At 70.3% G+C, this 24,290-nt stretch carries 33 protein-coding genes; 16 read left to right on the top strand and 17 right to left on the bottom strand.

Going from position 1 to position 24,290, the window contains the following annotated elements; all coding sequences use genetic code 11:
• Positions 1–38 precede the first annotated feature (38 nt).
• The 4 genes from D8Y23_RS01055 to D8Y23_RS01040 form a co-directional block, all read right to left on the bottom strand.
• On the bottom strand, positions 39–614 hold the full coding sequence (locus D8Y23_RS01055) for a PadR family transcriptional regulator (RefSeq protein WP_128216324.1): 576 nt from the start codon (positions 612–614) through the stop codon (positions 39–41).
• Positions 615–702: 88 nt separating this feature from the next.
• The gene (locus D8Y23_RS01050) at positions 703–1,614 is read right to left on the bottom strand and encodes a phospholipase (protein ID WP_128216323.1); all 912 of its coding nucleotides are present in this window, start codon (positions 1,612–1,614) and stop codon (positions 703–705) included.
• Between the two features lie 180 nt (positions 1,615–1,794).
• The gene (pgi, locus tag D8Y23_RS01045) at positions 1,795–3,474 is read right to left on the bottom strand and encodes a glucose-6-phosphate isomerase (RefSeq protein ID WP_128216322.1); all 1,680 of its coding nucleotides are present in this window, start codon (positions 3,472–3,474) and stop codon (positions 1,795–1,797) included.
• A 63-nt stretch (positions 3,475–3,537) separates the two neighbouring features.
• A complete protein-coding gene (locus D8Y23_RS01040) occupies positions 3,538–4,263 on the bottom strand; it encodes an NUDIX hydrolase (protein WP_128216321.1) in 726 nt (241 codons plus the stop codon).
• 102 nt (positions 4,264–4,365) lie between these two features.
• Here D8Y23_RS01040 and D8Y23_RS01035 point away from each other — a divergent pair, with 102 nt between their 5' ends.
• The gene (locus D8Y23_RS01035; protein ID WP_128216320.1) at positions 4,366–4,677 is read left to right on the top strand and encodes a hypothetical protein; all 312 of its coding nucleotides are present in this window, start codon (positions 4,366–4,368) and stop codon (positions 4,675–4,677) included.
• Positions 4,678–4,702: 25 nt separating this feature from the next.
• On the opposite strand, the gene D8Y23_RS01030 is transcribed toward D8Y23_RS01035, so the two are convergent.
• A complete protein-coding gene (locus D8Y23_RS01030; protein ID WP_128216319.1) occupies positions 4,703–5,530 on the bottom strand; it encodes an SDR family NAD(P)-dependent oxidoreductase in 828 nt (275 codons plus the stop codon).
• A gap of 186 nt (positions 5,531–5,716) precedes the next feature.
• On the opposite strand from D8Y23_RS01030, the gene msrB reads away from it, so the two are divergent.
• The 4 genes from msrB (at position 5,717) to D8Y23_RS01010 (ending at position 8,508) form a co-directional block, all read left to right on the top strand.
• Entirely contained in the window at positions 5,717–6,175 is a 459-nt protein-coding gene (msrB, locus tag D8Y23_RS01025) for a peptide-methionine (R)-S-oxide reductase MsrB (RefSeq protein WP_128216318.1), read from the top strand.
• 38 nt (positions 6,176–6,213) lie between these two features.
• The gene (gene msrA / locus D8Y23_RS01020) at positions 6,214–6,768 is read left to right on the top strand and encodes a peptide-methionine (S)-S-oxide reductase MsrA (RefSeq protein ID WP_128216317.1); all 555 of its coding nucleotides are present in this window, start codon (positions 6,214–6,216) and stop codon (positions 6,766–6,768) included.
• An 89-nt stretch (positions 6,769–6,857) separates the two neighbouring features.
• Entirely contained in the window at positions 6,858–7,220 is a 363-nt protein-coding gene (locus D8Y23_RS01015) for a GntR family transcriptional regulator (RefSeq protein ID WP_128216316.1), read from the top strand.
• Between the two features lie 49 nt (positions 7,221–7,269).
• Entirely contained in the window at positions 7,270–8,508 is a 1,239-nt protein-coding gene (locus tag D8Y23_RS01010) for an NAD(P)/FAD-dependent oxidoreductase (protein WP_128216315.1), read from the top strand.
• On the opposite strand, the gene D8Y23_RS01005 is transcribed toward D8Y23_RS01010, so the two are convergent.
• Genes D8Y23_RS01005 through D8Y23_RS00995 form a run of 3 tightly spaced genes read right to left on the bottom strand, consistent with a single transcriptional unit; the run spans position 8,499 to position 10,682 of the window.
• Complete coding sequence (locus tag D8Y23_RS01005) at positions 8,499–8,996, bottom strand: GNAT family N-acetyltransferase (protein ID WP_128216314.1); 498 nt, start codon at positions 8,994–8,996, stop codon at positions 8,499–8,501. The two genes, D8Y23_RS01010 and D8Y23_RS01005, sit on opposite strands and share 10 nt — an antisense overlap.
• Positions 8,993–9,946: a dipeptidase gene (locus D8Y23_RS01000; RefSeq protein WP_128216313.1), complete on the bottom strand. Its 954-nt coding sequence runs from the start codon at positions 9,944–9,946 to the stop codon at positions 8,993–8,995. Before D8Y23_RS01000 ends, D8Y23_RS01005 begins: the two co-directional genes overlap by 4 nt.
• 4 nt (positions 9,947–9,950) lie before the next feature.
• Positions 9,951–10,682 (bottom strand): sulfurtransferase, encoded by a 732-nt coding sequence (locus D8Y23_RS00995; protein ID WP_128216312.1) that lies wholly within the window; start codon positions 10,680–10,682, stop codon positions 9,951–9,953.
• 86 nt (positions 10,683–10,768) lie between these two features.
• On the opposite strand from D8Y23_RS00995, the gene D8Y23_RS00990 reads away from it, so the two are divergent.
• The 3 genes from D8Y23_RS00990 to D8Y23_RS00980 are packed head-to-tail and all read left to right on the top strand — an operon-like array spanning position 10,769 to position 12,914.
• Positions 10,769–11,503 (top strand): glycosyltransferase family 2 protein, encoded by a 735-nt coding sequence (locus D8Y23_RS00990; RefSeq protein ID WP_128216311.1) that lies wholly within the window; start codon positions 10,769–10,771, stop codon positions 11,501–11,503.
• Positions 11,503–12,330 (top strand): endonuclease/exonuclease/phosphatase family protein, encoded by an 828-nt coding sequence (locus D8Y23_RS00985; protein WP_128216310.1) that lies wholly within the window; start codon positions 11,503–11,505, stop codon positions 12,328–12,330. The genes D8Y23_RS00990 and D8Y23_RS00985 overlap by 1 nt, the downstream gene beginning before the upstream one ends.
• Entirely contained in the window at positions 12,327–12,914 is a 588-nt protein-coding gene (locus D8Y23_RS00980; protein WP_128216309.1) for a hypothetical protein, read from the top strand. The genes D8Y23_RS00985 and D8Y23_RS00980 overlap by 4 nt, the downstream gene beginning before the upstream one ends.
• Before the next feature lie 21 nt (positions 12,915–12,935).
• Here the strand turns inward: D8Y23_RS00980 and D8Y23_RS00975 are convergent, their stop codons facing one another.
• Complete coding sequence (locus D8Y23_RS00975; protein ID WP_128216308.1) at positions 12,936–14,465, bottom strand: catalase; 1,530 nt, start codon at positions 14,463–14,465, stop codon at positions 12,936–12,938.
• 173 nt (positions 14,466–14,638) lie between these two features.
• Between D8Y23_RS00975 and D8Y23_RS00970 the strand changes: the two genes are divergently transcribed.
• Positions 14,639–14,854 carry a DUF2945 domain-containing protein gene (locus D8Y23_RS00970; RefSeq protein ID WP_128216307.1) on the top strand — a complete coding sequence of 72 codons (216 nt, stop codon included), beginning with the start codon at positions 14,639–14,641 and terminating at the stop codon, positions 14,852–14,854.
• Here the strand turns inward: D8Y23_RS00970 and D8Y23_RS00965 are convergent.
• On the bottom strand, positions 14,851–16,329 hold the full coding sequence (locus tag D8Y23_RS00965; protein WP_128216306.1) for a cryptochrome/photolyase family protein: 1,479 nt from the start codon (positions 16,327–16,329) through the stop codon (positions 14,851–14,853). The genes D8Y23_RS00970 and D8Y23_RS00965 overlap by 4 nt on opposite strands.
• The gene (locus tag D8Y23_RS17265) at positions 16,290–16,445 is read right to left on the bottom strand and encodes a DUF2256 domain-containing protein (RefSeq protein WP_128216305.1); all 156 of its coding nucleotides are present in this window, start codon (positions 16,443–16,445) and stop codon (positions 16,290–16,292) included. Before D8Y23_RS17265 ends, D8Y23_RS00965 begins: the two co-directional genes overlap by 40 nt.
• 113 nt (positions 16,446–16,558) lie before the next feature.
• Here D8Y23_RS17265 and D8Y23_RS17185 point away from each other — a divergent pair, with 113 nt between their 5' ends.
• Positions 16,559–16,690 (top strand): hypothetical protein, encoded by a 132-nt coding sequence (locus D8Y23_RS17185; protein ID WP_260025260.1) that lies wholly within the window; start codon positions 16,559–16,561, stop codon positions 16,688–16,690.
• Between the two features lie 20 nt (positions 16,691–16,710).
• Here D8Y23_RS17185 and D8Y23_RS00955 read toward each other — a convergent pair whose 3' ends face one another.
• Positions 16,711–17,199: a pyridoxamine 5'-phosphate oxidase family protein gene (locus D8Y23_RS00955; protein WP_128216304.1), complete on the bottom strand. Its 489-nt coding sequence runs from the start codon at positions 17,197–17,199 to the stop codon at positions 16,711–16,713.
• A 597-nt stretch (positions 17,200–17,796) separates the two neighbouring features.
• On the opposite strand from D8Y23_RS00955, the gene D8Y23_RS00950 reads away from it, so the two are divergent.
• Both D8Y23_RS00950 and D8Y23_RS00945 read left to right on the top strand, forming a co-directional pair.
• Positions 17,797–18,000: a cold-shock protein gene (locus D8Y23_RS00950; protein WP_026095524.1), complete on the top strand. Its 204-nt coding sequence runs from the start codon at positions 17,797–17,799 to the stop codon at positions 17,998–18,000.
• A 239-nt stretch (positions 18,001–18,239) separates the two neighbouring features.
• Positions 18,240–19,346 carry a fatty acid desaturase family protein gene (locus tag D8Y23_RS00945; protein WP_128216303.1) on the top strand — a complete coding sequence of 369 codons (1,107 nt, stop codon included), beginning with the start codon at positions 18,240–18,242 and terminating at the stop codon, positions 19,344–19,346.
• 3 nt (positions 19,347–19,349) lie between these two features.
• Here the strand turns inward: D8Y23_RS00945 and D8Y23_RS00940 are convergent, their stop codons facing one another.
• Positions 19,350–19,853, bottom strand: coding sequence for a metallophosphoesterase family protein (locus D8Y23_RS00940; protein ID WP_128216302.1), 504 nt, complete (start codon positions 19,851–19,853; stop codon positions 19,350–19,352).
• 33 nt (positions 19,854–19,886) lie between these two features.
• On the opposite strand from D8Y23_RS00940, the gene D8Y23_RS00935 reads away from it, so the two are divergent.
• Entirely contained in the window at positions 19,887–20,276 is a 390-nt protein-coding gene (locus D8Y23_RS00935) for a DUF3054 domain-containing protein (RefSeq protein ID WP_128216301.1), read from the top strand.
• On the opposite strand, the gene D8Y23_RS00930 is transcribed toward D8Y23_RS00935, so the two are convergent.
• Positions 20,260–20,769, bottom strand: a complete 510-nt coding sequence (locus tag D8Y23_RS00930) for a glycine cleavage system protein R (RefSeq protein WP_128216300.1) — start codon at positions 20,767–20,769, stop codon at positions 20,260–20,262. The two genes, D8Y23_RS00935 and D8Y23_RS00930, sit on opposite strands and share 17 nt — an antisense overlap.
• 66 nt (positions 20,770–20,835) lie before the next feature.
• Between D8Y23_RS00930 and D8Y23_RS00925 the strand changes: the two genes are divergently transcribed.
• Together D8Y23_RS00925 and D8Y23_RS00920 are read left to right on the top strand one after the other, a co-directional pair.
• Positions 20,836–21,123 (top strand): DUF6412 domain-containing protein, encoded by a 288-nt coding sequence (locus D8Y23_RS00925; protein ID WP_128216299.1) that lies wholly within the window; start codon positions 20,836–20,838, stop codon positions 21,121–21,123.
• A gap of 82 nt (positions 21,124–21,205) precedes the next feature.
• A complete protein-coding gene (locus tag D8Y23_RS00920) occupies positions 21,206–21,964 on the top strand; it encodes a YidC/Oxa1 family membrane protein insertase (protein ID WP_128216298.1) in 759 nt (252 codons plus the stop codon).
• Here the strand turns inward: D8Y23_RS00920 and D8Y23_RS00915 are convergent.
• The 3 genes from D8Y23_RS00915 to D8Y23_RS00905 all read right to left on the bottom strand — a co-directional run bounded on the left by D8Y23_RS00915 (position 21,919) and on the right by D8Y23_RS00905 (position 23,848).
• The gene (locus D8Y23_RS00915; RefSeq protein WP_128216297.1) at positions 21,919–23,166 is read right to left on the bottom strand and encodes an MFS transporter; all 1,248 of its coding nucleotides are present in this window, start codon (positions 23,164–23,166) and stop codon (positions 21,919–21,921) included. The two genes, D8Y23_RS00920 and D8Y23_RS00915, sit on opposite strands and share 46 nt — an antisense overlap.
• A 103-nt stretch (positions 23,167–23,269) precedes the next feature.
• Positions 23,270–23,485: an SCO4848 family membrane protein gene (locus D8Y23_RS00910; RefSeq protein WP_128216296.1), complete on the bottom strand. Its 216-nt coding sequence runs from the start codon at positions 23,483–23,485 to the stop codon at positions 23,270–23,272.
• Positions 23,486–23,506: 21 nt separating this feature from the next.
• Positions 23,507–23,848: a TraR/DksA family transcriptional regulator gene (locus D8Y23_RS00905; RefSeq protein WP_128216295.1), complete on the bottom strand. Its 342-nt coding sequence runs from the start codon at positions 23,846–23,848 to the stop codon at positions 23,507–23,509.
• Between the two features lie 75 nt (positions 23,849–23,923).
• Between D8Y23_RS00905 and D8Y23_RS00900 the strand changes: the two genes are divergently transcribed.
• The gene (locus D8Y23_RS00900; RefSeq protein ID WP_128216294.1) at positions 23,924–24,274 is read left to right on the top strand and encodes a DUF2834 domain-containing protein; all 351 of its coding nucleotides are present in this window, start codon (positions 23,924–23,926) and stop codon (positions 24,272–24,274) included.
• Positions 24,275–24,290: the final 16 nt, after the last annotated feature.

The raw sequence follows: 24,290 nt of genomic DNA, 5'->3' as shown, positions 1-24,290 counted from the left end.
GCCGATGACCCGACGACTGCCGTCGGGCTCTGGCACCCTCAGCTCTGGGCGAGGATGGAGTAGAGCTTACGGCGCGCGTCTTCGAGGATCTCAACGGCCTGCGCCACCTGCTCTTTGTCGCCCGTGCGCGCGACCTGGGCGGCCGCCTGCGCCAGCTCGACGCCGGCCTTCGGCAGCGCCGTCATACGACCGCCGTCGCGCGAGGTCGCGGACTCCCACGGCGCCGTGCGCTCGGTCGTCTCGTCACCCGCAGCAGCCCGACCCTCTTCGGTGAGCGAGTACGTCTTGCGACCGCCCGACTCTTCGGCGCGCACGAGGCCCTCGTCGGTGAGCAACTGCAGCGTGGGGTACACAGAACCGGGGCTCGGCTTCCACGAGCCGCCGCTGCGCTCCTCGATCTCGCGGATGATCTGGTATCCGTGCATCGGCTGCTCGAGGAGCAAGGACAAGACGGCGGAGCGCACGTCGCCCTTGTTCATGCGCGGGGCGCCGGACGTCTTCTGCTCGAACTGCGCACGGAGCTGCTCCATTGCGTCGAGGATGTTCGACATCGGCCAGCCCTGGCCGGCGGCGCCGCGAGCGCCGAAGGCGTCTCCCAAGAACGAACCACTCATGATGACCTCCCGAAAAGCGGACTCCGGATGAGTCCAGCGATATACAACGATATATCGCTGAGAGCGGTTCGGGCCTGGGAATTCCCGCTCAGTACCAGTTGGTCGCTTGGGAGTGCCCCCAGGCGCTGCAGGGGGTGCTGTAGCCGCGCGAGATGTAGTCGAGGCCCCACGCGATCTGGGTGGCGGCGTTGGTCTGCCAGTCGTCACCGAACGTCGCCATCTTGCTGCCGGGGAGGGACTGCGGGATGCCCGTCGCGCCGCTCGGGTTGTAAGCCTGGTAGTTCCAGCCGGACTCCTTGGTCCACAGAGATTCGAGGCACGAGAACTGGTCGGATCCCCACCCGTACTTCTGAGCCGCGAGCGAGGCGGCGAACTCCTTCGCGCCCGCCGGGGTGTTCACTCGCGCGAGGGCCTCCGCGGCTTCCCGCTGGCGCTCAGCCTCGGCCGCGGCGGCCGCCTCTGCCTGCCGCTGCGCCTCCGCGGCCGCATCCGCTGCCGCCTTGGCCGCGACGGCTTCGTTCAGGCTGCCGCGGAGCACGGCCACCCGCTCAGCGACACGCTCGGCCTCGGATGCCGCGTTCTGGCTGAGAGCCGGAACGAGCACGACCGGCAGGAGCTCGGTCGACGACAGGCGATCCGCCGCGTCCTCCAGTGCAGCCGTGTCGACGGAGGTTTCGCCGACGCTCAACGGGAGACCCGCCGCCGCGATGTCGGACTCGACCGTCGACGCATCCGTGAGGGTCGTCTGAGCGCGGGTGAGCGCGGCGTCGGCAGCTCCGACGACACCCTCGAGCGTGGGCGCGTTGCCGACCGCCTGCACCGCGGGGAAGGCGGGAGTGGAGATCGCGGATGCCGCAGCGTCCGGGAGCGAGAGCGGAGAGGCCGCTGCCACGCCCGTCGTGACCACGATCCCGAGAGCGGCGCCGGCGCAGGTGGCGGCGGTGGCGAGGGAGCGACGGGCGCGATGAACATGGGCGAGTCTGAGGTCGGAACGCAGCAAAACGGGAACAGTCTTTCGTCGGGGGCGCGTCTCATCGGGTGCGAGAGCGTGAGGCGTGCCGTCGGGTCGGCACAAGTCCCCGAGTGTGAGTGGTCGGTCTGAGCGTTATCTCTTCGTTACCTGAGAGGGCCGTGAGAACAGCGCGCACGCCGCCTCACGGCCACCTCCCCGCACCGCGCGTCAGGAGCGGTGGGCGCGGTAATAGGTCAGCAGCGCTGCCGTCGAGGCATCCTGCGACGCGAGTGCGTCGTCGTCGCCCTCGATCGCGGGCGCGATCTGCAGTGCCAACTGCTTTCCGAGCTCGACGCCCCACTGGTCGAACGAGTTGATGCCCCACACGGTGCCCTGGGTGAACGTGATGTGCTCGTACAGCGCGATGAGCTGACCGAGCACCGCGGGAGTCAACTCCGGGGCGAAGATCGACGTCGTCGGGCGGTTGCCGGGGAAGGTCCGAGCCGCCACCAGGGCACCAGTGGTGCCCTCGGCCTCGACCTCTTCCGCCGTCTTGCCGAAGGCGAGGGCTTTGGTCTGTGCAAGGAAGTTCGCCAGGAACAGACCGTGCACGTCGCGGCCGTCGTCGGCCAGGGGGTAGGCGGGATTCGCGAAGGCGATGAAGTCGGCCGGGATCAGACGCGTGCCCTGATGGATGAGCTGGTAGAAGGCGTGCTGGCCGTTCGTCCCGGGCTCGCCCCAGAAGATCTCGCCCGTGTCGGTCGTGACGGGCGACCCGTCCCAGCGCACCGACTTTCCGTTCGACTCCATGGTGAGTTGCTGCAGGTACGCCGCGAAGCGGCTCAGCTGCTGGGCGTACGGCAGGACGGCGTGAGACTGCGCGCCGAGGAAGTTGGTGTACCAGACGTTGAGGAGGCCCATGAGGACCGGCACGTTCTGCTCGACCGGCGTGGTCGCCACGTGGACGTCGACGGTGTGGAAACCGCCCAGCAGCTCACGGAACACGGCCGGGCCGAAGGCGATCATGAGCGAGAGCCCGATCGCGGAGTCGACCGAATAGCGACCGCCCACCCAGTCCCAGAAGCCGAAGGCGTTGGCGGGATCGATACCGAAGGCCTCCACCTTGTCGAGCGCGGTCGAGACCGCGACGAAGTGGTGGGCGACCGCGTCGACGCGGTCGGCATCGGTGTCGTCGATCGCGCCGGCGGCGGCGAGGCCCGCCCACAGCCAGTCGCGTGCGAGGCGCGCATTGGTCAGGGTCTCGAGCGTCGTGAAGGTCTTCGACGCGACGATGAAGAGGGTCGTCTCGGGGTCGAGGTCGGCGGTCTTCTCGGCGATGTCGGTCGGGTCGATGTTGCTGACGAACCGCGCCCGGATCCCGGCATCCGCCAGCGGCTTGAGCGCCTCGTAGACCATCACGGGACCGAGGTCGGAGCCGCCGATGCCGATGTTGACGACGTGCGTCACCTTCTTGCCGGTCACCCCCTGCCACTCGCCGCTGCGCACGCGGTCGGCGAACTCCGACATCGCGGCGAGAACGGCCTGGACGTCGTGGTCGACGTCCTGCCCGTCGACGTGCAGCGCGGGCGTGGCGCCCGCGGGGCGGCGAAGCGCCGTGTGCAGGACCGCGCGGTCTTCGGACGTGTTGAGGTGGACGCCGTTCAGCATGTCGGCGAACCGTTCGCGGATGCCGGTCTCGTCGGCGAGCGCGACGAGAGCCTCGAGAATCTCCGGCGTCACGAGGTTCTTGGAGAGGTCGACGTGCAGATCGCCCACGGTGCGGGTGAAGCTGTCGACGCGTCCGGGATCGGCGGCGAACCACCCGCGCAGATCGGGGGTGAAGCCCTCTCGGAGAGCGGTGAGGCGGGTCCAGGCGGCGGTGGTGGTGGGATCAACGGGCGCAGTCACGAGACCCACGCTAGCGATCTCGCGGGAGGACAGAGTACGGGATGACGAACGTGAGGGAAAACGCTAGGGAAGAGGAGCCTGGGGAGGAACCGTGTCATCGTGCGAGCCGGGCAAGGAAAGCGCGATTTCGCGGCTCCGATCCCAGGGCTCCGTCCAGCCGAGGCGATCGAACAGCCCGTCCAGCAGCATGGCGGTGAAACCCCACACGACGTGCGTTCCCGACGTATGCGGCACGAGGAACGCCGGCCCCCGCCACGTCCGGCCGTCACGGTGAAGGGCCGTTACTCCGCGCCGCGCCGGATCGAGCAGGTCTGCCACGGGCACGCGGAAGACGGCGGTCGATTCGGCCGCGTCGACGGCGCGCACCGGAGTGGGCCGCTCCCACCATCCGAGCACGGGGGTGACGACGTGTCGCGAATGGGCCAGTGGTACGCGGGGCAGGGTTCCGATGACACCGACGCCCGCGGGATCCAGGCCGGTCTCCTCGCGCGCCTCTCGCAGCGCGGCCTCCACCGGACCCGCGTCGCCCGGGTCGACCCGTCCCCCGGGGAAGGCGACCTGCCCCGGGTGCGATCGCAGCGTGTCGGCGCGCGACAGCAGGAGGACGTCGAGATCGGACGGCACGGATGCCGCGATGTGGGCGCTCGGCACGGCATCCAGGGTTCCGAAGAGGATGAGCACGGCGGCGGCGCGCGCCTGGCCCTCGACCGGCAACGCGCGCAGGTCGGCGAACATCCCGCCCGTGGCTCTGTCGACCAGGGCCTGGAGTTCGTCGCGCGCCGAGACCATGGATCGAGGCTAGACCGAGACGTGCGGTCGCGCGGGCACGGCATTCGCGCGCACTGCCCCGCGGGACGCCGAGCATGTGAGGATGAACGCGGGAGGTGCCCGATGACCGAAAGACTCCACGCCGTGACCCTCGTCGTCGACATGCCCATCACCAAGATCGACGCTCTCGACGTGATCGCATTCGCCGCGGACGGCGGGGTGGACGACGCCCGCACGTCGCACCCGCGCGTGTGGTTGGCCCCTCACGCCTGGGCCGAAGTGGAGATTCCGAAGTTCGCCGATCCGCCGCCTTTCGCCATCGATGTCTACTCCGACGCGTCGGGCGAGATCGCCTGGGCGCAGGCCCGGCGTCTGCACACCGCGCTGGAGCGGCTCGGGTGGACGGTCGAGCCGCCGCGCGCGGGCGCGCAGTGACCCCGGGGGCGTGGCATCCCGGGCCCTAGGACCCCAGCCCCACGAGACCCGCACTGCGGTCCCACAGCAGACGCGCCAGCGCCGGGTCGTCAGCGCGACGGTGGGTCTTGGCCGCCTTGTTGTTGGCGTAGAACCCGCCGGGCTCCCAGTCGACGCCGGGCTTGCCCAGGGCGAGCCAGGTCAGGCGCGCGCCGCCGACCTCGGTCGAGGTCATGAAGCGCTCGGCGAGCGGGCCGCCGTACAGGAACTTCCACGACCCGCTGCCGGTCGATCCGAAGCTCGAGGCGATGACGCCCGGGTGGTACGCCACGGCGGAGAGTCCCGCGTCGCCGAACCGCCGGTTGAGCTCCTTCGTGAACAGCACGTTCGCGAGCTTGGCGTTGCCGTAGGCACGCGACGCGGAGTAGCGGTGTGCGCCCTGCAGGTCGTCGATGTCGAAGCGGGAGAACAGACGCGCGGCAGCGCTGGAGGTCTGAATCACCGACGCCCGCGACTCGACCAGCACCTCGCGCAGGAGGTTCGTCAGCAGGAACGGCGCGAGATGGTTCACCTGGAACGTGACCTCGTACCCGTCGCCCGTGAGCTTCCGGTCGCCGAAGATCCCGCCGGCGTTGTTGGCGAGGACGTCGATGCGGGGATATTCGGAGCGGAGCGTCTCGGCGAGCTCACGCACTTGCGCGAGGTCGGAGAAGTCTGCGGTGAAGGAGGCGACACCGAGCGCATCGGCGACGCGACGGGTCTTGTCGGGGTTGCGGCCCACCACGACGACCTCCTCGCCGATCTCGTGCAGCTGGCGGGCCGCGGCGGCGCCGATACCGTCGCTGGCTCCGGTGATCACGATCGTGCGGGGCATGGATCCTCCTGGGTGTCGAGCCGCCACGCTAGCGGCCCCGCCGATGAGAACCTCGGGGCTTGCCCTCGGCATCCGAGACCCCCGGCAACTCACAGCGCGCTCCCAGCCCCGCGGGACCAAAACCGCAGTGCCGTGCGTTCTCCTCAGTGATGCCCGAACCGGCATCGCAGGCGAAAGGACCACACCGTGACCACGGAGTACCGCAAGACGTTGGAGGCGCTGGGCCGTCTCACCGACCGCCAGTTCGCCGTCACGCAGGACGACGCGACGGAGCCGCCGTTCCGCAACGAGTACTGGGACAACCACGAGCAGGGGATCTACGTCGACGTCGTGTCGGGGCAGCCGCTGTTCTCCTCGACGGACAAGTTCGACAGCGGGTCGGGCTGGCCGAGCTTCACCAAGCCCATCGACGCGACCGCGGTCGTGGAGAAGACCGACCGGACGCTGTGGATGAAGCGCACCGAGGTGCGTTCGAGCGGCGCCGACAGCCACCTCGGCCACGTCTTCGACGACGGCCCGCGCCAGGCCGGGGGGCTGAGATACTGCATGAACTCGGCGGCGCTGCGGTTCGTGCCCGTGGCGGAGCTCGAGAAGCAGGGCTACGGGGACTTCCTGTCCCTGTTCCGCGAGACCCGAGCCTCATGAACCTCTTCCCCTTCCGCAACCGCAAAAGGAGCAACACCATGACCAGCGGACCCACCGATTCCGGCGAGATCACCCGTCGCCCCGGCACCGAGACCGCCGTCCTCGCCGGCGGCTGCTTCTGGGGCGTCGAAGACCTCATCCGTCGCCAGCCCGGCGTGCTCGACACGCGCGTCGGCTACACCGGCGGGCAGAACGAACACGCGACCTACCGCAACCACCCCGGCCACGCCGAGGCGGTCGAGATCGTCTTCGACCCGACGAAGACGTCGTACCGCGACATCCTGGCGTTCTTCTTCCAGATCCACGACCCGTCGACCCTGAACCGTCAGGGCAACGACATCGGTACGAGCTACCGCTCCGCGATCTTCCCGCTCTCCCCCGAGCAGGAGCGGGTCGCGCGCGACACCATCGCCGACGTCGACGCGTCCGGCATCTGGCCCGCGAAGGTCGTCACGACCATCGAGCCCGAGGCTCCCTTCTGGGAGGCCGAGCCCGAGCACCAGGACTACCTGATCCGCATCCCCAACGGCTACACGTGCCACTTCGTGCGCCCCGGTTGGGTGCTGCCCAAGCGCGAGGACGCCACCGCGTAAGTCTCGGAATGAGGGCCCGGATGCCATGGCATCCGGGCCCTTCGCCGTTCCGACCGCGCCGACCAGGCGGTTGATACGGTGGCGGCACCATGGACATCCGCGTCGACGCCGCCTCCGCCACACCGCCGTTCGCGCAGGTGCGCGCGCGGATCATCGCGCTCATCGACAGCGGCGACCTGCCGACCGGAACGCGGCTGCCTCCGGTGCGCACCCTCGCGACCGACCTCGGTCTCGCCGCGAACACCGTGGCGCGCGTCTACAAGGAGCTCGAAGAGGCGCGCTTCGTCGAGACCCGCGGCCGCGCCGGAACGTTCGTCTCGGCGGGAGCGGATGCCACGCGCGCCCGCGCCGCCGACGCCGCGGCCACGTTCGCCCGCGCGATGCGCGACCTCGGTGTCGCGCCGTCGGACGCGCTCGATCTCGCTCGCGCGGCGCTGGGCAACGAGAGCTGAGGCACGCAAGCCCCACTGCCTCTCTTCTCCGGCTGCCTAGGCTCGTACGGTGAGTGGATACGACGTCGTGGTCATCGGGGCGGGGCTGGCGGGACTGCGGTGTGCGACGCGCCTCGCGGAGGCGGGGCGGGACGTCGTCGTCCTCGAGGCGGAGGACGCCGTCGGCGGACGCGAGCGCACCGACGTCGTGGACGGCTTCCGTCTCGACCGCGGCTTCCATGTGCTGAACCCGGCTTATCCGGCGGTGCGGCGGTGGGTCGACGTGGGCGCGTTGGCGTTGCGGCGGTTCCCCGTGGCCCTGTCCGTGCGGCTCGACGACGGCGTGGCCCGCATCGCCCATCCCCTACGGCATCCCTCGATGATTCCGGCGTCGCTCGGGAGCGGGCTCGTACGCCCCGCCGATCTCCTCCCCCTCGCTCGGTGGGCGCTCCCCGTGCTGGCCGATCCCCGCGCGGTGAAGCGCGGACCCGATCGCCGTCTCGCCGAGGCCTGGGATCGCGCGGGCCTCCGCGGCCCCCTGCGCGAAAGCGTGCTCGAACCGTTCCTCGCGGGCGTTCTCGCCGACGACCGTCAGGAGACGTCCGACGTCTTCGTGCGCCTCCTCATCCGCAGCTTCGCGCTCGGGGCGCCCGGAGTTCCCGCCGCGGGGATCGGCGCTCTCCCCGCGCAGCTGGCCGACACCGCGCGGCGGGCGGGAGCCGGCATCCGGCTCTCCCATCGCGTGACCGCCACCCGGCCGCACGGGCGCGGCTGGCGTCTCGACATCGACGGAGCGGATGCCATCGACGCCCGCGCCGTGGTGCTGGCGACCGGTCTGACCCCCGGCCTGGACGTTCCCCTCCCCCTTCCGCGCGGCCTGCAGACGTGGTGGTTCGCGACCGACGAGCGACACCACGACGACGGCGCGCTGCGCGTGGACGGCCTACGGCGCGGGCCGATCGTCCACACCGCGATCGTGTCGAACACGGCCCCCACCTACGCGCCGCGCGGTCAGCACCTGGTCGAGGCGACGGTCGTACTGCCCACCACTGCGACGGTGGCGGACGTCCGCCACCAGCTCGAGGAGCTGTGGGGCACCGACACCCGACCCTGGCGACTGCTGCGACGCGATGACATCGCGGCGGCGCTCCCCGCGCAGGACCCGCCGCTGCACCTACGGCGTCCGGTGCGCCTGGGCGATGGGCGCTACGTCGCGGGGGACCACCGCGACACCGCGTCGATCCAGGGCGCGCTCGTCTCCGGACAACGCGCGGCCGAAGCGGTGCTGCACGACCTCGATCAGCGCTGAGCCAGCGCCTCCAGCGCCGCACCGGTCACGCGCCGCGTCGTCCACTCCTCCATCGCCTCGGCGCCGAGGGCGCGGTAGAAGCCGATCGCGGGCTCGTTCCAGTCGAGCACCGTCCACTCGAGCCGCGGGTAGCCCTGGGCAACGCACTCCGCGGCGAGCGCGGACAGCAGCGCCACGCCGTACCCCTGCGAGCGGTACTGCTCGTGCACATAGAGGTCCTCGAGCCAGATCCCGTGCTTCCCGGTCCACGTCGAATAGGTGAGGAACCAGATCGCGATCGCGCGGATCTCGCCGTCTCCCCCGTCGACGACGAAGGCGAATGCGCGCGGGTCGTCGCAGAACAACGTGGTCGTGAGCATGTCGACGGTGTTGTCGACGGCATCCGGTTCTCGTTCGTAGTCGGCGAGCGCCTGGATGCACGCCAGGATTCCGGCTTCGTCACCGGGGCGGGCGCGGCGCAGAACGGCGCCGTCGGTCAGTTCGGTCATGGCTGAGCCTCCCAGCTCTCGAGGGCGACGCGGCGGAAGTTCCCGCCGAGGACCGCCGCGATGTCGTCGACGCGCCACCCGCGGTCGCGGAGCGCCGCGCCCAGGCCGACGAAGGTTTCGGGTGGCATCCATTCGACCGGGCCCCACGCGGTGTAGCTCGCGTCGTACAGCGCAGGGCTCTCGGCCAGGATGGTCTGGAACGTCTCCCAGTCGAACGAGAAGTCCGTGCTCACCCCGACGTGCCGGATGCCGACGACCTCCACGGCGTAGTCGATGTGGCGCACCATGGCCTCGAGCGTCGGGGTATTGGGGCCGAGGAAGATGCCGACGCCAGTGATGCCGACGACTCCCCCGGTGTCGGCGGCCGCGCGGGCCTGGTCGTCGGTGATGTTGCGGGGGTGGTCCCACACGGACCGCATGCACGAGTGGCTGAAGACGACGGGCCGCGTCGATACGGCGCACATGTCGAGCGACGTGCGGGCGCCGACGTGCGAACCGTCCGGAACCACGCCGCGCCGATTCAGCTCGGCGACGAGGTTCCGGCCCCAACGCGAGAGCCCCGGGTCGATGGCATCCAGACATCCGCCCCCGGCGGCGTTGGTGTAGTTGTACACCGGGCCGAGCGTGCGGACCCCCTGAGCGACGAGCGTCGCGACGGCGTCGAGGTCGCCCCCGAGCGGCGCTGCATCCTCGAGGTCGAACACGATCGCCGTGTCGCCGGCGGCGGCGATCCGATCGACGTCGGCGACCGTGGCGGCGAGCTCCAGCCCGTCGATCGCGGTCACCTGCGCGCGGAACGCGCGGAGGACGGATGCCGCGACCTCGGGGCCGTGCGGGGCGTACCCGACGTTGAGCGAGACGAGTCCGCCGCCGGCGGGACGGTACCGGTGCAGCTCCGTCAGGTCAGCGGTCTCGACGAGTTCGGCGCACGCGTGCTGATCCCACAGCATCGCCTCAGACGCCCGCCCGCGCGGCGAGCGCCGGGTCGAGGGCTTCGCGCTCGTCGAAGACGAAGCAGTCGCCGTCCCAGTGCGCGTCTCCTTCCGCGGCGAACCAGCCGAGGATGCCACCGTCCAGCTGGTACGCGTCGAGGCCCTGGTCGCGCAGGTACAGCGCCGCCTTCTCGCACCGGATGCCACCGGTGCAGAAGCTCACGACGGTCTTGCCCGCGAGCTCGTCGCGGTGAGCGCTCGCGGCATCCGGGAACTGAGTGAATCGCTCGATGCGCCAGTCACGGGCGCCGGAGAACGTGCCGTAGTCGACCTCGAACGCGTTGCGCGTGTCCACGAGTACGACCTCGCGGCCGTCGTCGTCGACCCCGCGGTCGAGCCAGCGGCGCAGGGTCGCGGGCGACACCGCGGGGGCGCGACCGTCCTGCGGGCGGACGTCGGGCCGGTCCATACGGATGATCTCGCGCTTCACCTTCACGAGCAGACGGCCGAAGGGCACGGCATCCGACCAGCTCTCCTTCGCCCGGAGAGCCGGGAAGTCGGCACGCAGGCCGCCGACGAAACCCCGCACGGCGTCGGCGTCACCCGCGAGGAACAGGTTGATGCCCTCCTCGGCCAGCAGGATCGTGCCGCGCAGCCCGGCGCCTGCGGCGCGCTCGCGCAGCACGGGCCGGAGCGCCGCGGGGTCGTCGATCCGCGTGAACAGATACGCCGAGACGTTGAGGACGGATGCCATGGCATCCAGGGTACGCAGAGCGCAAGGCGGCACGGGGCAGCGATGGTCCCGGCTAACGTGGCAGGACTCGTCCCCCTGGAGGTTCCGTGCCCGAAGGCTCCACCGTCTCGGTCGTCATCCCCGTCCGCGACGACGCCGTCCCGCTCGCCGCGTGCCTCCAGGCGCTCGCCGCGCAACGTCGCCCCGCGGACGAGATCGTCGTCGTCGACAACGCCTCGAGCGACGACAGCGCCGACGTCGCGCGCGCCGCGGGCGCACGCGTTGTGTTCTGCGGCGAGCGCGGGATCCCCGCCGCCGTGGCCGCCGGGTACGACGCGGCCATCGGCGATCTGATCCTGCGGCTCGACGCCGACAGCCTGCCCGCGCCGGGGTGGATCGGGAGGATGCTCGACGCGCTCGCCGACGAGGACGTGGATGCCGTCACCGCCGGTGCCGTCTTCCACGACGGCCCTGCACGAGGACGGCGGCCGTTGGCCTGGGCCTTTCTCGGGACTTATACGGCGTTCGCCTTCCCCGCCCTCGGGCACGCTCCGCTGTGGGGCTCGAACATGGCCTTCCGCCGACGCGCGTGGGAGGCCGTGCGGGACCGTGTGCATCTCGACCCCGAGGTGCATGACGACCTCGACCTCGCCTACCATCTCGGCGAGCGCCACCGGATCCGCATCGTGGCGGCGCACCAGCACATGCGGGTGTCCTCTCGCACGGTGCGGCCCCGGCGCTTCGCGAGAAGCTTCTCCCGCGGGATGGGCACCGTATTCGCGCACTGGCCCCGCGACATCCCGCCGTTGCGCTGGGCTCGACGACTGGGGCACCGGCGCTGATGGGTGCGGTTCTGTTCCCGAACGTCGAGGCACCCGACCTCCACGTCATGAGCTTCAACGTCCGGCGCCGATTCGAGCGACTCACATGGCCGCCGGAGGACCGGTGGGGACTGCGGAAGGAGCGCCTCCGCGTCTTCCTCGGCGCCAACACACCGCACCTCCTCGGGTCGCAGGAGGCCCGGCCGGATCAGGCCCGGTGGGTGCAGCAGTCGCTCGGCACCTCCTACGGCCGCATCGGCCACGGCCGCGGGCGGGACCGCGACGGCGAAGGAACGCCGATCTTCTATGACCGCGACCGACTCGAGCTGCTCGATTGGACCCAGGTCGCTCTCTCGGACACGCCCGACGTCGATGGGTCGACCGGCTGGGGGAACACGATCCCCCGTATCGCGGTCATCGCCCGATTCCTCGACACGGCGACGTCGGCGCCGTTCGTCTTCGTCAACAGCCACTTCGACGCGTTCTCCCGCAAGGCCCGCCGCCGCTCCGCGCAGTGGCTCGCCGACCTCGTCGCTGCGCAGGATCTGCCGCTCCTCTTCACGGCCGACGTCAACGCACCCGTCCGGTCCGAGGAGCTCGCCGCCATGTTCGCGGACGGCGGCCTCGTCGACACCTGGTCGTACGCGCCCGTCCGGAGAACGGCTGAGTGGGGAACGTTCAACAACTACCGGAAGCCGCGGATCGGCGCTCGCCGCATCGACACGATCCTCGCCACGCCCGACGTCGGCGTGCGGGGTGTGGGGATCGACCCGCGCCCGACGGGCACGAGCTGGCCGTCCGACCACCTCCCGGTACAGGCCGTCGTGCGCATCCCGGCGGCGCGATGATCGCGTCGCTCTACGCGAACCTGAAGCGTCCGCCGCGCACGGCGCTCGAGTGGATCTCGGATGCCGTCCGCGCGGTCGCGATCGTCGGCGTCCTCGTCTCCGTCTTCACGCTCCCCGCGACCGACACCGCCGTCCTGTCGATGACGTTGCCGGCGGTGATGCTCTCGCGGATGCTGGGCCTGCGTTCCGGTCTCGATCTCGCCGTCTGCCTGACCGTCATCGTTGCGGCGGGCAGCAACGTGATCGACCTGTACCGCACATGGACGGGCTGGGATCTTCTGGTTCACGCGGTATGCACGGGGGTGCTCGCCGCCGTCGCGCTCGTGGTGCTCGACGACTCGCGCGTGATCGCGCCCACCGGTCGTCGGCGGACGCCGATCGTCGTCGCCACGACCGCGGGTCTTGCTCTCAGCGCGGTCTGGGAGATGGTGGAGTGGTTCGGCTACCGCTTCATCACCGACAGCATCTTCGTCACGTACGACGACACCATCGGCGACATGGTCGCCGGCGGGCTCGGAGCGCTCATCGCCGGAGTGCTGGCATCCCGCTTCCGTCTGACCCGGCGGGACCGTGCCGCGGTGTGACACGGTCCCGCTGACGTCGGTTCAGATGCGCCCGGCCACGTCCCGACCGACCAGGTCGCCGTCGGGGTTGGGCTCGCTGAGCTGCTCGCCGGGGGCGGTCGATCCCGCAAGCGGCGGCAGCCCGGCCTCGACGCGCGCCCCGATCCCGGCATCCACGTTCTTCCAGTACTGCACGGCACGGTCACGCACCTCGGCGCGGGTGACGCCCCCGACGTGTCCGGTGATCGTCTCGACGAGCCGGTCGCGCTCCTCGGCCGTCATGACCTCGCGCACGAGCGTTCCGGCCTGACCCCAGTCGTCGTCCTCCGGGTGCAGCGTCGCCGCTGAGCGGACGAGCTCGCCGTCGCTCTGCCACCCGCCGTCACCGGCGCGTCGCGGGTCGGCCGCGGGCCCTCCGGCCGAGTTGGGCGCGTACACCGGCACCTCTGGCGGGTTGTACTCGTAGCGCATGGCGCCTTCCTTCGAGTACGAGTGCACCTCGGTGTGCGGGCTGTTGACCGGCAGCTGCTGGTAGTTCGTGCCCACGCGGTAGCGGTGGGCATCGGCGTAGCTGAAGATGCGCGCCTGCAGCATCTTGTCGGGGCTGCCGTCGATACCCGGGACGAAGTTCGACGGCTCGAACGCGGCCTGCTCGATCTCGGCAAAGTAGTTGCCCGGGTTCCGGTTGAGTTTCATCGTGCCGACCTCGATCTCGGGGTAGTCGCTGTGCGGCCACACCTTCGTCAGGTCGAACGGGTTGAAGCGATAGGTCTTGGCATCCTCGTACGACATGATCTGAACCTTCAGGGTCCAGGTCGGGAACTCGCGCCTCTCGATCGCGGCGTACAGGTCGCGGATGTGGAAGTCGGCGTCCTGCCCGGCGATCTGGTCGGCTTCGTCCTGCGTGAGGGTCTTGTGCCCCTGGTCGGTGTGGAAGTGGTACTTCACCCAGAACCGCTCCCCCTCGGCGTTGATCCACTGGTACGTGTGCGAGCCGTACCCGTTCATGTGCCGCCACGAGGCCGGGATGCCACGGTCGCCCATGAGCCACGTGACCTGGTGCGCGCTCTCGGGCGACAGCGTCCAGAAGTCCCACTGCATCGTGTTGTCACGCAGGTGGCTGCCGGGCAGACGCTTCTGCGAACGGATGAAGTCGGGGAACTTGATGCCGTCCTTCACGAAGAAGACCGGGGTGTTGTTGCCGACGAGGTCGTAGTTGCCCTCGCTCGTGTAGAACTTCAGCGAGAAGCCCCGCGGGTCGCGCCACGTGTCGGGGCTGCCCTGCTCGCCGGCGACCGAGGAGAAACGTGCCAGCATCTCGGTCTCGACCCCGGGCTGGAACAGCGCGGCGCGGGTGTAGGCCGAGACGTCCCCCGTGGTGCGGAACGTCCCGAACGCGCCGCCACCCTTGGCGTGCACGACACGCTCGGGGACGCGCTCGCGGTTGAACTGCGCCAGCTTCTCGATCAGGTAGTGGTCGGTCAGAGCGATGGAGCCGTCTGCTCCGACGCTCTGAGAGTGCTCGTCGCTGGCGACGGGAGATCCGTTATTGGCGGTGGTGGGCTCGGACATAGCGCTCCAAACGTGGGGATCCGGGGACGCTTTCGACGCTACGCACCGTGTCGCGGACGGAGGAGCCGTTGCGCTTCCCGTCTCGAACGCGTACGGTCCGAGCGGCTGTCAATCCCCCGTCCCGTCCGCTCACTGCTCGCGAGCATGGCGGGACCGAACGGAAGGGACACCACATGTCGAAGGATCTGTCGAAGGGCGACCGCGTCAGCTGGGACACGCCGCAGGGCCGCACGCAGGGCGAGATCGTGGAGAAGAAGACCAAGGACTTCCAGCATGACGGCCAGAAGTTCACCGCGTCCGACGACGACCCGGCCTACATCGTCAAGTCCGAGAAGTCCGGTTCCAGCGCGGCCCACAAGGGTTCGGCGCTGAACAAGCTCAAGAGCTAAGAACCGGCGGCGTCCCTCCGCTTGCGCATCTGCGCGAGTGCGAGGGTCAGCCGGTGGTTGCCGGCGAAGACGTCCTCGTGCCGCTCGAGGAACGCCCAGTAGGCGTCGGTGAACACCGAGTCCTTGGCGTCCTGCGCCGACGGCCACCACGACCCCATCTTCTGCAGATACGCCCCGCCCGAGACGTACGGCTTGGTCGCGACGAAGCCACCGTCGGCGTATTGGCTCATGCCCATGACGTTGGGCACCATCACCCAGTCGTAGGCGTCGACGAACAGGGCGAGGAACCACGCGTTGACCTCGCGCGGGGCGTACCCCTGCAGCAGGAACCAGTTGCCGAGCACCATGAGTCGCTCGATGTGGTGCGCGTATCCCCACCGGTGCACCCGGTCGAGCACCGTCCGCACCGGCACCGGCAGGTCGGACGGCATCCGTTTCCCGCTGTACCAGTACTTCTCGATGCGTTTCTCGAGGTGCAGCGCGTTGACGCGCTCGAGCTTGGGGTGCGCGCGGTACATCCCGCGCATGTACTCGCGCCAGCCGATCACCTGACGGACGAACCCCTCGACGGATGCCAGCGGCGCGTCGGTCCGCGTGACGGCGGCGATCACCTCGTCGACGGTGAGCAGCCCGATGTTGAGCATCGGCGAGATCACGGCGTGGAAGAGGAACGGTTCGCCGGCCTTCATGGCGTCTTCGTACCGGCCGAAGTCGGCCAGCCGCTCGGCCACGAAGACCTCGAGCCAGGCGCGGGCATCCTCGGGTGTGACGGGAAGCCAGAACTCGGACGCCGCGCCCGGGTGGTCGGGGTAGCGCTCGTCGACCTCGGCGATGACCGCGGCGGTGATGTCGTCGTGCTCGGCCGACGGGAGTGCGGGAATGTCGACGCCCTTCTTCGGAAGGGGCTTGCGGTTGTCCGCGTCGAAGTTCCAGCGGCGCCCCGCGGGCTTTCCCCCGTCCATCAGGATGCCGGTGCGCCGACGCTGCCAGCGGTAGAAGTCCTCCATGAGCGGCGTGGGGTGCTCAGCGAACCAGGTGTCGACCTCGTCCTCCGGGGTGAGGAAGAGCCCGTCCGGCAGCACGTCGGTCTCGACGTCGTGCGCGGCGCAGATCGCTGCGATGCGCTCGTCGACGGGACGATTGGGGTCGCTCATCCACGTCAGCTCGGTGACGCGACGTTCGGTGAGCAGGCGCTCGAGCCCCGCCCGGAATGCGAGGTCGTCGGACAGCGCGATGCGCCGCACGGTTCGCCCCTCCGCCTCGAGCCGCGCCGCGGTGTGCCGCATGGCCGAGACGAGCAACACGATCTTGTGCCGGTGGTACGGCAGCTTCGCGAAGCGCGGTGCGGACTCGATGAAGAAGAACTCCTCCACCTCGTCGTCGTCCAACGCCGGATGCGCGGCGAACTGTTGCGTCGCGAGGATCAGCGCCGCTTTCACGCGCGTCTCCGCTGCTTCGCCGCGTTCGCTCGGCATCCGCGCGAACAATAGAGGACCTCATCCCACTGGCCGCGCCCGCTCCAGCGCTTGCGGTCCGAGAAGGGTCTGCCGCAGTAGGCGCACGGCTTGGTGCGAAGCGGGGGTCGTGACATGGCGTCATGGTGCCAGCGGGCGTACTTCGGGAACGGGGGCTTGCGCCCAGCACAGCGAACCGTCCGTGGCAAGGGCCGTGCGCTCCGCGGCGCACGCTGATCGAGTGGATGCCATGGACACGACACCGCAGAGCACGCCCGACACCGCCGACCAGCCCGACGAACTCGAGACCGCCGACCTGCCCGAGATCCCCGACGGCACGGACGACGACGACGCCCCCGTCGACAACCCGTCCGGGGGCTGACGCCGCGCGTCCCCGCCCGATCAGTCGGGGAGGTCGAACTTCTCGTTCTCGCCGCGCGGTCGCTCGCCGGTGACCTTGGATGCCACCAGGGCCACCGCCGTGGCGATGCGACCGCCGGCGCTCCCCCAGTACTCCCCGCTCAGCGCGGACACCTTCAGAAGCGTGACGCCGGGCGACTCCGGGCCGTCGGGGAACCACGCCTCGACGCTCGTGGACCACAGCTCCTTCAGCTTCGCCAGGTCGTCGACGACCTCCGCCTCGCCCGCGAGCGACAGCCACAGGCCGTCGGAGCTGAAGGACAGGCCGACCTTCGGGTCGCGCCGGACGTGTTCGACGGCCGAGGCGTGCGTCCCGACGATGAACCACAGGTCGCCGTCGGATTCGGTCTCCTGCACGGTGAGCGGGTGCGCGTGCAGATCGCCCTCCGCCGCCCGCGTGGTCACCATGGCGAAGCGGAACTTCGGGAGCAGTTCGTTGAGCTTGTCGAGCTCGGACACGGTATCTGACATGGGTCCTCCTCTTTCGGTGGACACCCAGCCCATCCGCTCGAGCGGACACGGACCAGGCGTTGACGTCTCGCCGGGTGTCTGCTCTCACGCGGCGCTTTCGATGTGCCCCGTGTGCATACAGGTCCATCCGTGCTACCGTGGAGTATTCGTTCTGGGACCTGCTTCATCGACGTCCGCCTCATCGCTGAGATGCCGGGCGCACGGCACCGAGCCGTCATCGATGCACTTCCCTCCTCATCTCCGCGCGGTCTGCGCGGGAGCGACCATCTGGTCGCCCGGCGGCCGCGGAAAGTTCGCGTGTCTGCTCTTCTCCCCCTGCCCCTGTCGTGGCGCCAGGCCGATCTCGACGTCTTCGTCGCGACGGCCGACTTCGCGTACGCCGGTTTCGTCGGCGCCGTTCCCCTGGGCTTCGAGGCCCAGGGTGCGCGCGGCGAAGACCTCGGCATCCACGACTCCGTCGACGCGGCCCGCGCCGCCGTCGATGCCCACCGCGTTCGCACGACCCTCCCGGTCGCGCGGCGTCCCCGTCCGCTCCGCATGCGTCGGAGCGGCACCCACGGTCGCAACTGCGGCCCGAAAAGAAAAAGGAAGAACACGATGGCCACTGGCACCGTGAAATGGTTCAACTCCGAGAAGGGCTACGGGTTCATCGCACCCGACGACGGCTCGGCCGACCTGTTCGCGCACTTCAGCGCGATCCAGGGCAATGGCTTCAAGGAGCTGCAGGAAGCACAGAAGGTCGAATTCGACGCCGAGCAGGGCCCCAAGGGCATGCAGGCGGCGAACATTCGTCCCCTCTGAGCTCACGCTCCTCAACGGAGGCCGGGAGTGTCGCTACGGCGACGCCCCGGCCTTCGTCGTTCGCGCAATGCGGTATCCGCCGAACGATGAAGGCATGTCCGAAAGGTGTCGACTTCCGGTGAGTGTGCCGTGCATGGGGTCGTATACCGACGGCCTTATGGACACCCCCGTAGTGTGAGCCTCAGCCCGGGCGACTGCTCTGGCTCCCGACTACGGTCATCACTTCGAGGAGCATCTTCATCGCCTCCACCATCGTCGAGTCCCGTCTCGGCCCCGTTCGTCAGACGTACGCCGGCACCACCGAATTCCCCCCGATCGCGAAGGCCTACACAGAGCTGTCCCAGGTCGTTCGCGAGAGCGGACTCCTCGTTCGCACTCGAGTCTTCTACGCCCTCGTCGGCACCGCCATCGTCCTCGGCTTCGGCGGTGCGATCACCGGGTTCGTCCTGCTCGGCGACAGCTGGTTCCAGCTCTTGATCGCCGCCGCGTTCGGCATCCTGTTCACCCAGGTCGCCTTCCTCGCCCACGAGGCCAACCACCGGCAGATCTTCGCCTCCGGGCGGGCCAACGACCGCCTGGCGCTGTGGATCGGCAACGGCATCGTCGGCATGAGCCAGTCCTGGTGGGCGACGAAGCACACGCGTCACCACGCCAACCCGAACCGCGTGGGCAAAGACCCTGACATCGAGATCGACACGATCTCGTTCCTCGACGAGGATGCCGCCACCGCGCGGGGCCTGCGTCGCTGGATCACTCTTCGCCAGGGCTGGTTGTTCTTCCCGCTGCTGACGCTCGAGGGCTTGAACCTCCACGCGCTCGCGTTCCGTCACCTGCTCTCGCGCGGCGAGGTCAAGGGACGCTGGACCGAGCTGGGGCTCCTCGCCCTCCGCTTCGCGATCTTCGTCGCCCCCGTGTTCGTGTTCCTCCCGATCGGGATGGCGTTCGCCTTCCTCGGCGTGCAGCTGGCCGTGTTCGGCGTCTACATGGGCGCGTCGTTCGCCCCGAACCACAAGGGCATGGCCGTCATCGCCCCGGGCGCGAAGCTGGACTTCTTCAGCAAGCAGGTCCGCACCTCCCGCAACATCTCGGGCGGCTGGTGGGCCACCTGGCTCATGGGGGGCCTGAACTACCAGATCGAGCACCACCTGTTCCCGAACATGCCGCGGCCGTACCTCAGCAAGGCTCGCGAGATCGTCCGCGAGCACTGCGAGACGCTCAACGTTCCCTACGTCGAGACGACGCTTCTGCAGTCGTACGGCATCGTCATCGCCTACCTCAACCGCGTCGGACTCGCCGCGCGCGACCCGTTCGAGTGCCCGATGACGTCGGCCGCTCGTCGCGTCTGAGCATCAGCCGCGCGCGACCTCGACGAGGGTCGCCTCGGGAACGGCGCCGTCAGCCAGCGTGAGCATCATCATGGTGCACACCGGCTGACGGCGTCGGTCCGTCGGCGAGCCGGGATTCAGCAGCCGCATCCCGGCCGCGGTCGTCGTGTCCCACGGAATGTGGCTGTGGCCGAAGATCAACAGGTCGACGTCGGGGAAGGCGGCATCCATCCGGCCCTCTCGACCCGCCGCGGCCCCCGTTTCGTGCACCACCGCGAGTCGGAGCCCCTCGACCTCCGCGCGTGCCACCTCGGGCAACCGGGCCCGGAGGTCGGCGCCGTCGTTGTTGCCCCACACCCCGAGGACCGGCGCGAGGCCGGACAGCTCGTCGAGGACCGCGACGGTCACCCAGTCACCGGCGTGAACGACGAGATCGACCTCGGATGCCGCCCGGCGCACGGCCTCCGGAAGGTGTCGAGCCCGCTTCGGGACGTGCGTGTCGGCGATCAGCAGCAGTCGCGTGGTCATCGGGCCACGCTGCCCGCGGGGGAGAATGGGGTGGTGACGTCCCGCCGCTCGGTTCTCCTCGCTCTGCTCGTCGATGCCGCTCTGGTGGTCGTGTTCGCCGCGATCGGGCGGGCCACCCACGACGGCGACGTGCTGGGTCCCGCGGGCTCGGGGCTCGCCACCACCGCGTGGCCGTTCCTCGTGGGCCTGCTGCTCGGGTGGGCCGTGAGCATAGGCTGGCGACGCCCGCTCGCACCCCTGCGCACCGGCCTGCCCGTCTGGGCCGTGACCCTCGTGGTCGGGATGCTCCTCCGGGCACTGAGCGGTCAGGGCATCGCCGTGGCGTTCATCATCGTCGCGGGGATCACCCTGCTGCTCTTCCTCGTCGGCTGGCGCGCGATCGCGGCGCTCGTCGCCCGCCCGCGCGTCAGTCGATCAGTGTGACGTCGACCTGGATCTCGGCCGCGAGATTCTGCAGGTCCTCCACCAGGTCGTCGACCTCGGCACCGCTGACGAGCATGGCGGTGAGCGCGGCCTCGAACAGGCGACCGCCGGCCATCGCGGCATCCGTCGTCCGGGTCGACATGCGCTCGATGCTCGCACCGCGGGCGCTCAGCGCGCCGGTGATCTCGCGCACGATGCCGGGCCGGTCATTGCCCATGACCGTGAGCGCCACCGTGCGGGCCGCCGTCGCCGGGACCGGAGCCGGACCGTGCACCGTGACCCGCAGCGTGCCGGCCGCCGCCTCGAGCGCCGCGCGCAGGTCATCCGCGCGATCCGCCGACACCGACACCTCGACGATCCCGGCGAACGCCCCGGCGAGTTCGGCCATCTCGCTCGTCTCCCAGTTGCCGCCGTGCGCGTCGACGATGTCGGCGAGGGAGGCCACGAGCCCGGCCCGGTCGTCGCCCACCACGGTGATCACGAGAGTCGTCATGTGCGAAAGCGTAGCCACCGGGCCGCTGGTAGCGTGAGGGCCGGACCGAGGAGAGGGGAGAACGGGATGATCGCTTCGTTCCTCACCGCCCTCAACCTCCTCCTCGTCACCGCGGAGATCGCGCTCGTCCCCGACGGCGGCGCCTCCCCGGCGCCGCTGATCGCGCTGGCGCTGGCGGCCGCGGTCGTGATGACCGTCGTGCTCGCGGTCGTGATGTTCCGCCTGGTGTCCGGTGCAGCGCCCGCGCGTCCGACGAGACCCATCGACCCCTCCGCCCCGCTCGCGCAGAGCGATCCCGACGCCGCCGGCCACCCGCGCCCGCGAGCTCCCGGACACGCGGCCCTGGCCGCGTAGACCGCCCGACGCCCTCCTCGGCGTCTGTGGCATCCCTTCGTGGCCGATCCGCCCTGATCGCTTCCCACGAACGGACACTTCCTTGGACCCCTTCACCCTGCCGCCGCTCGCGGCCCTGCTCGATCTGACCACCCAGGGCCTGCTCGTCCTCACCGCCCTCCTCTCCTCCGTCGCCGGCGGCGCCGCCGCCGCGCTGGCGGTCGTCCTCGTCACCCTCGCGGTGCGCATCGCGCTCGTCCCGCTCGGGGTCTCGCAAGCCCGCGCCGAACGGGACCGCGCGCGGCTCGCCCCGCGCCTGCGTGCGCTTCGCGAACGGTGGGGCAAGAACCCCGAACGCCTGCAGCGCGAGACGATGCAGCTCTACCGTGACGCCGGCGTCTCGCCGTTCGCGGGATGCCTTCCGCTCCTCGCACAGGCACCCGTCGTGGGGCTGCTCTACGCCGTGTTCCTGCACCCGTCCGTCGGCGGGCACGCCAATGCCCTGCTCGCTGAGCAGCTCGTGGGGGTACCGCTCGGCACGAGTCTGCTCACGGCGCTCGTCAGCGGATCGGCGGATGTCATGACCTTCGCGCTCGTCGCGATCGTCGTCGCCGTCATCGTCGGCGCGGGGGAACTCACGCGACGCTTCCTCCGCCCGCCGTTCGACCCGGCCACCCCGAGGTCGGTGGTCGTGATGACGTCCGTCCTCCCGTTCACGACCGCGATCGTGGCGCTGTTCGTCCCGCTCGCCGCGGCACTGTACCTCGCCGTCACGACGGTCTGGACCTTCGGGCAGCGGTGGATCCTGCGCCGGTTCTACCCGATCGACGACGGGCCGGCGGCATCCCACCGGCGGGCGTGAACGAGGTTCGCCGCCCCCATGGCGAGGACGATCAGCGCCGCACCCGCCGGGAACAGCATCGCCGTCTCGACCGACGCGCGTTCGGCGACGGCACCGGTGACCGCCGATGACAGCGCCTGCGCGAGTGTCAGGGCGGAGGCGAGCACGGTCATCGTCGTCGCGGTGCGACCGGCCGGCGCGCGGTACCCGGCGAGGCTGAACAGCGTGACGAGCGAGGGTCCGACGCCGATGCCCATGAGGCACAGCACCACGGTGACCGTCACCACCGACCCGCCGACCGAGTACGCCCCCGCCGACGCGAAGAGGAGGATGGCGAAGATCGCCAGACGCCAGCGCAGCGAGAAGCGAGCGGGCAGCACCGCCACCGCCAGCGCGAGCACCGCGGAGCCGACCCCCATGACGCCGTACAGCAGAGCCCCGGCCTCGGGCGCTCCGCGCTCCTCCATGAACGCGGTGAGCGAGGTGAGGGTCGAGCCGAAGAAGGCGCCGACGCCGAACACCGCCACGACGAGCATGAGCATCCGCGGCCGCAGCAGTTCGCGGGCCGGGGCCATGGCTCCGCGCTCCGACGCGACCGGAACGACACGACCCGTCGGATGCAGCGCGAACGCGGTGACGAAGACGAAGCTCAGCGCGGCGGCCGCGGCGATGGGCGCCCACGGTGCGACGATGGCCGCGAGCACGCCGACCACGAACGGGCCGATGACGAACGCCGTCTCGTCCGCCGCGGACTCGTACGCCATGGCGCGCGAGAACGTGCGCTCGCGCCGGTCGGGCGCGATCCGGTCGCCGATCAACGCCATGACGCGGCTGCGCGACATCGCCGCGGTCTGCGGACCGGTCAGGCCGATCGCGACGGCGCTCGCGAGCACCAGGCCGTCGGCGGCGGGAGAATCCACGACGAGGGGGAAGAGCGCGAGCAGGATGCCATTGGCCAGACCCGTCGGCACGAGCACGCGCGACTGCCCGAACCGGTCGGCGAGATCGCCGAGCACGGGACCCGCGATGACGACGCCGATGCCGACCGCGGCCGACGTGAGCCCGCCGAGGGCGACCGAGCCGCGCACCGACACCACGAGGGCCAGGACGCCGACCGTCATCATCGCGAACGGCAGGCGCGCGACGAAGGCGACCGGGAAGTACCAGAACCCCGTGTGGTGGATCAGGGGGCGTGACGAGGTGGTCGGGACGGGGTGGTGCATGCGGATCTCCGGGGCGTGGGGCGGTGCCGCCTTGCCGGTCCGGTAGGTAGATGCACGAGGTGCGGCGGGCGAACCCGCAGGCCCATTCTACAGAGCCGTGCTCCTAGGAGACGAGGGCCGCGATCGCGGCGATCACCGACGCGAGCGCCAGCACCAGGGCGATCGCGATCAGCACGGTATGCACGATGAGGAACGGCGTCGGCTTGCCCGCGGCATCCCGCGCCCGGGGGTCCTTCGCGATCCGCGGATAGAACCGGGGCCACACGACGGCGTTGAAGACGGCGTTGGCGAACAGCAGGACGATCAGCAGGGGTTCCACCCTGCGAGCCTACGCGGGGCTTCAGATCGCGCAGGCGATGCAGCGTCGCGCCGTCGGCCGCGCCTCCAGGCGCGCGTCGGTGATCGGGCGACCGCACACCTCGCACACGCCGAAGGTTCCGGATGCCACGCGCTCCCGCGCCGCACGGACCTCGTCGCGCTCCGCGCGCGCCTCGCGCGCCAGAGAATCGGCGTGCGCCCACTCCCCCGACAGCGTGGAGCCTTCGGGGTCGTGCTCGTCGTCGGCCGTGGCATCCGCCCGATCGTGGCGCAGGCTCTCGGTGTTCTCGGTCAGATGTCGCAGCCGTCGCTCCACGGCGCGGTCGAGCTCGTCGAGCAGAGCCGTGGCGCGAGTGGCATCCATCCCTCGACGGTACTGCGGGGGCACGACATCGCGGCGGGACTGGATCGTGAAGCTCCGAGCCGTCAGGATCGGCGCATGTCTGACCTCACCGAACACTGGACGCCGCTGTCGGTGGCGCTCCTCGTGCTGTCGATCCTCGGGCTCGTCGGAACGTGGACCTTCAACGTCGTCGCCGTGGTGCAGATGGTGGACTTCCTGGGCGACCTGGTCTCCAGCGGGCCGGCGGTGTCGTCGATCACCGTCGACCTGCTCGTCGTCGCGGTGGCCGGCAGCGTCTTCATCCTCGTCGAGGGGCGACGCCAGGGGATGCGGCGCCCCTGGCTGTACGTCGCGCTGTCCGCCATCACCGCCTTTGCCTTCACGTTCCCGCTGTTCCTCGCGATGCGCGAAAGGAAGCTGACCGCCCGGGCCCGCGCCAGTGCGTGAGCCCGGGCCGGACCAG

This window comes from Microbacterium enclense (genome assembly GCF_004022425.1).
GTDB lineage: Bacteria > Actinomycetota > Actinomycetes > Actinomycetales > Microbacteriaceae > Microbacterium > Microbacterium enclense_A.
Note: the sequence above shows the minus strand (reverse complement) of the source record. Positions and strands in the feature narration are given on the sequence as shown.

What these genes read in the sequence shown, in the direction of transcription:
- D8Y23_RS00905 (WP_128216295.1), bottom strand. Translation starts at nt 23,848, where the DNA reads ATGGATGCCACTCGCGCCACGGCTCTGCTCGACGAGCTCGACCGCGCC.
- D8Y23_RS01000 (WP_128216313.1), bottom strand. Translation starts at nt 9,946, where the DNA reads ATGCTGTGGGATCAGCACGCGTGCGCCGAACTCGTCGAGACCGCTGAC.
- D8Y23_RS00900 (WP_128216294.1), top strand. Translation starts at nt 23,924, where the DNA reads ATGTCTGACCTCACCGAACACTGGACGCCGCTGTCGGTGGCGCTCCTC.
- D8Y23_RS00985 (WP_128216310.1), top strand. Translation starts at nt 11,503, where the DNA reads ATGGGTGCGGTTCTGTTCCCGAACGTCGAGGCACCCGACCTCCACGTC.
- D8Y23_RS17265 (WP_128216305.1), bottom strand. Translation starts at nt 16,445, where the DNA reads ATGTCACGACCCCCGCTTCGCACCAAGCCGTGCGCCTACTGCGGCAGA.
- D8Y23_RS01035 (WP_128216320.1), top strand. Translation starts at nt 4,366, where the DNA reads ATGACCGAAAGACTCCACGCCGTGACCCTCGTCGTCGACATGCCCATC.
- D8Y23_RS01005 (WP_128216314.1), bottom strand. Translation starts at nt 8,996, where the DNA reads ATGACCGAACTGACCGACGGCGCCGTTCTGCGCCGCGCCCGCCCCGGT.
- D8Y23_RS00930 (WP_128216300.1), bottom strand. Translation starts at nt 20,769, where the DNA reads ATGACGACTCTCGTGATCACCGTGGTGGGCGACGACCGGGCCGGGCTC.
- D8Y23_RS00950 (WP_026095524.1), top strand. Translation starts at nt 17,797, where the DNA reads ATGGCCACTGGCACCGTGAAATGGTTCAACTCCGAGAAGGGCTACGGG.
- D8Y23_RS00975 (WP_128216308.1), bottom strand. Translation starts at nt 14,465, where the DNA reads ATGTCCGAGCCCACCACCGCCAATAACGGATCTCCCGTCGCCAGCGAC.
- D8Y23_RS01055 (WP_128216324.1), bottom strand. Translation starts at nt 614, where the DNA reads ATGAGTGGTTCGTTCTTGGGAGACGCCTTCGGCGCTCGCGGCGCCGCC.
- D8Y23_RS00970 (WP_128216307.1), top strand. Translation starts at nt 14,639, where the DNA reads ATGTCGAAGGATCTGTCGAAGGGCGACCGCGTCAGCTGGGACACGCCG.
- D8Y23_RS01030 (WP_128216319.1), bottom strand. Translation starts at nt 5,530, where the DNA reads ATGCCCCGCACGATCGTGATCACCGGAGCCAGCGACGGTATCGGCGCC.
- msrA (WP_128216317.1), top strand. Translation starts at nt 6,214, where the DNA reads ATGACCAGCGGACCCACCGATTCCGGCGAGATCACCCGTCGCCCCGGC.
- D8Y23_RS17185 (WP_260025260.1), top strand. Translation starts at nt 16,559, where the DNA reads ATGGACACGACACCGCAGAGCACGCCCGACACCGCCGACCAGCCCGAC.
- D8Y23_RS00940 (WP_128216302.1), bottom strand. Translation starts at nt 19,853, where the DNA reads ATGACCACGCGACTGCTGCTGATCGCCGACACGCACGTCCCGAAGCGG.
- D8Y23_RS00915 (WP_128216297.1), bottom strand. Translation starts at nt 23,166, where the DNA reads ATGCACCACCCCGTCCCGACCACCTCGTCACGCCCCCTGATCCACCAC.
- D8Y23_RS00995 (WP_128216312.1), bottom strand. Translation starts at nt 10,682, where the DNA reads ATGGCATCCGTCCTCAACGTCTCGGCGTATCTGTTCACGCGGATCGAC.
- D8Y23_RS00965 (WP_128216306.1), bottom strand. Translation starts at nt 16,329, where the DNA reads ATGCCGAGCGAACGCGGCGAAGCAGCGGAGACGCGCGTGAAAGCGGCG.
- D8Y23_RS01015 (WP_128216316.1), top strand. Translation starts at nt 6,858, where the DNA reads ATGGACATCCGCGTCGACGCCGCCTCCGCCACACCGCCGTTCGCGCAG.
- D8Y23_RS00925 (WP_128216299.1), top strand. Translation starts at nt 20,836, where the DNA reads ATGATCGCTTCGTTCCTCACCGCCCTCAACCTCCTCCTCGTCACCGCG.
- D8Y23_RS01040 (WP_128216321.1), bottom strand. Translation starts at nt 4,263, where the DNA reads ATGGTCTCGGCGCGCGACGAACTCCAGGCCCTGGTCGACAGAGCCACG.
- D8Y23_RS00980 (WP_128216309.1), top strand. Translation starts at nt 12,327, where the DNA reads ATGATCGCGTCGCTCTACGCGAACCTGAAGCGTCCGCCGCGCACGGCG.
- D8Y23_RS00955 (WP_128216304.1), bottom strand. Translation starts at nt 17,199, where the DNA reads ATGTCAGATACCGTGTCCGAGCTCGACAAGCTCAACGAACTGCTCCCG.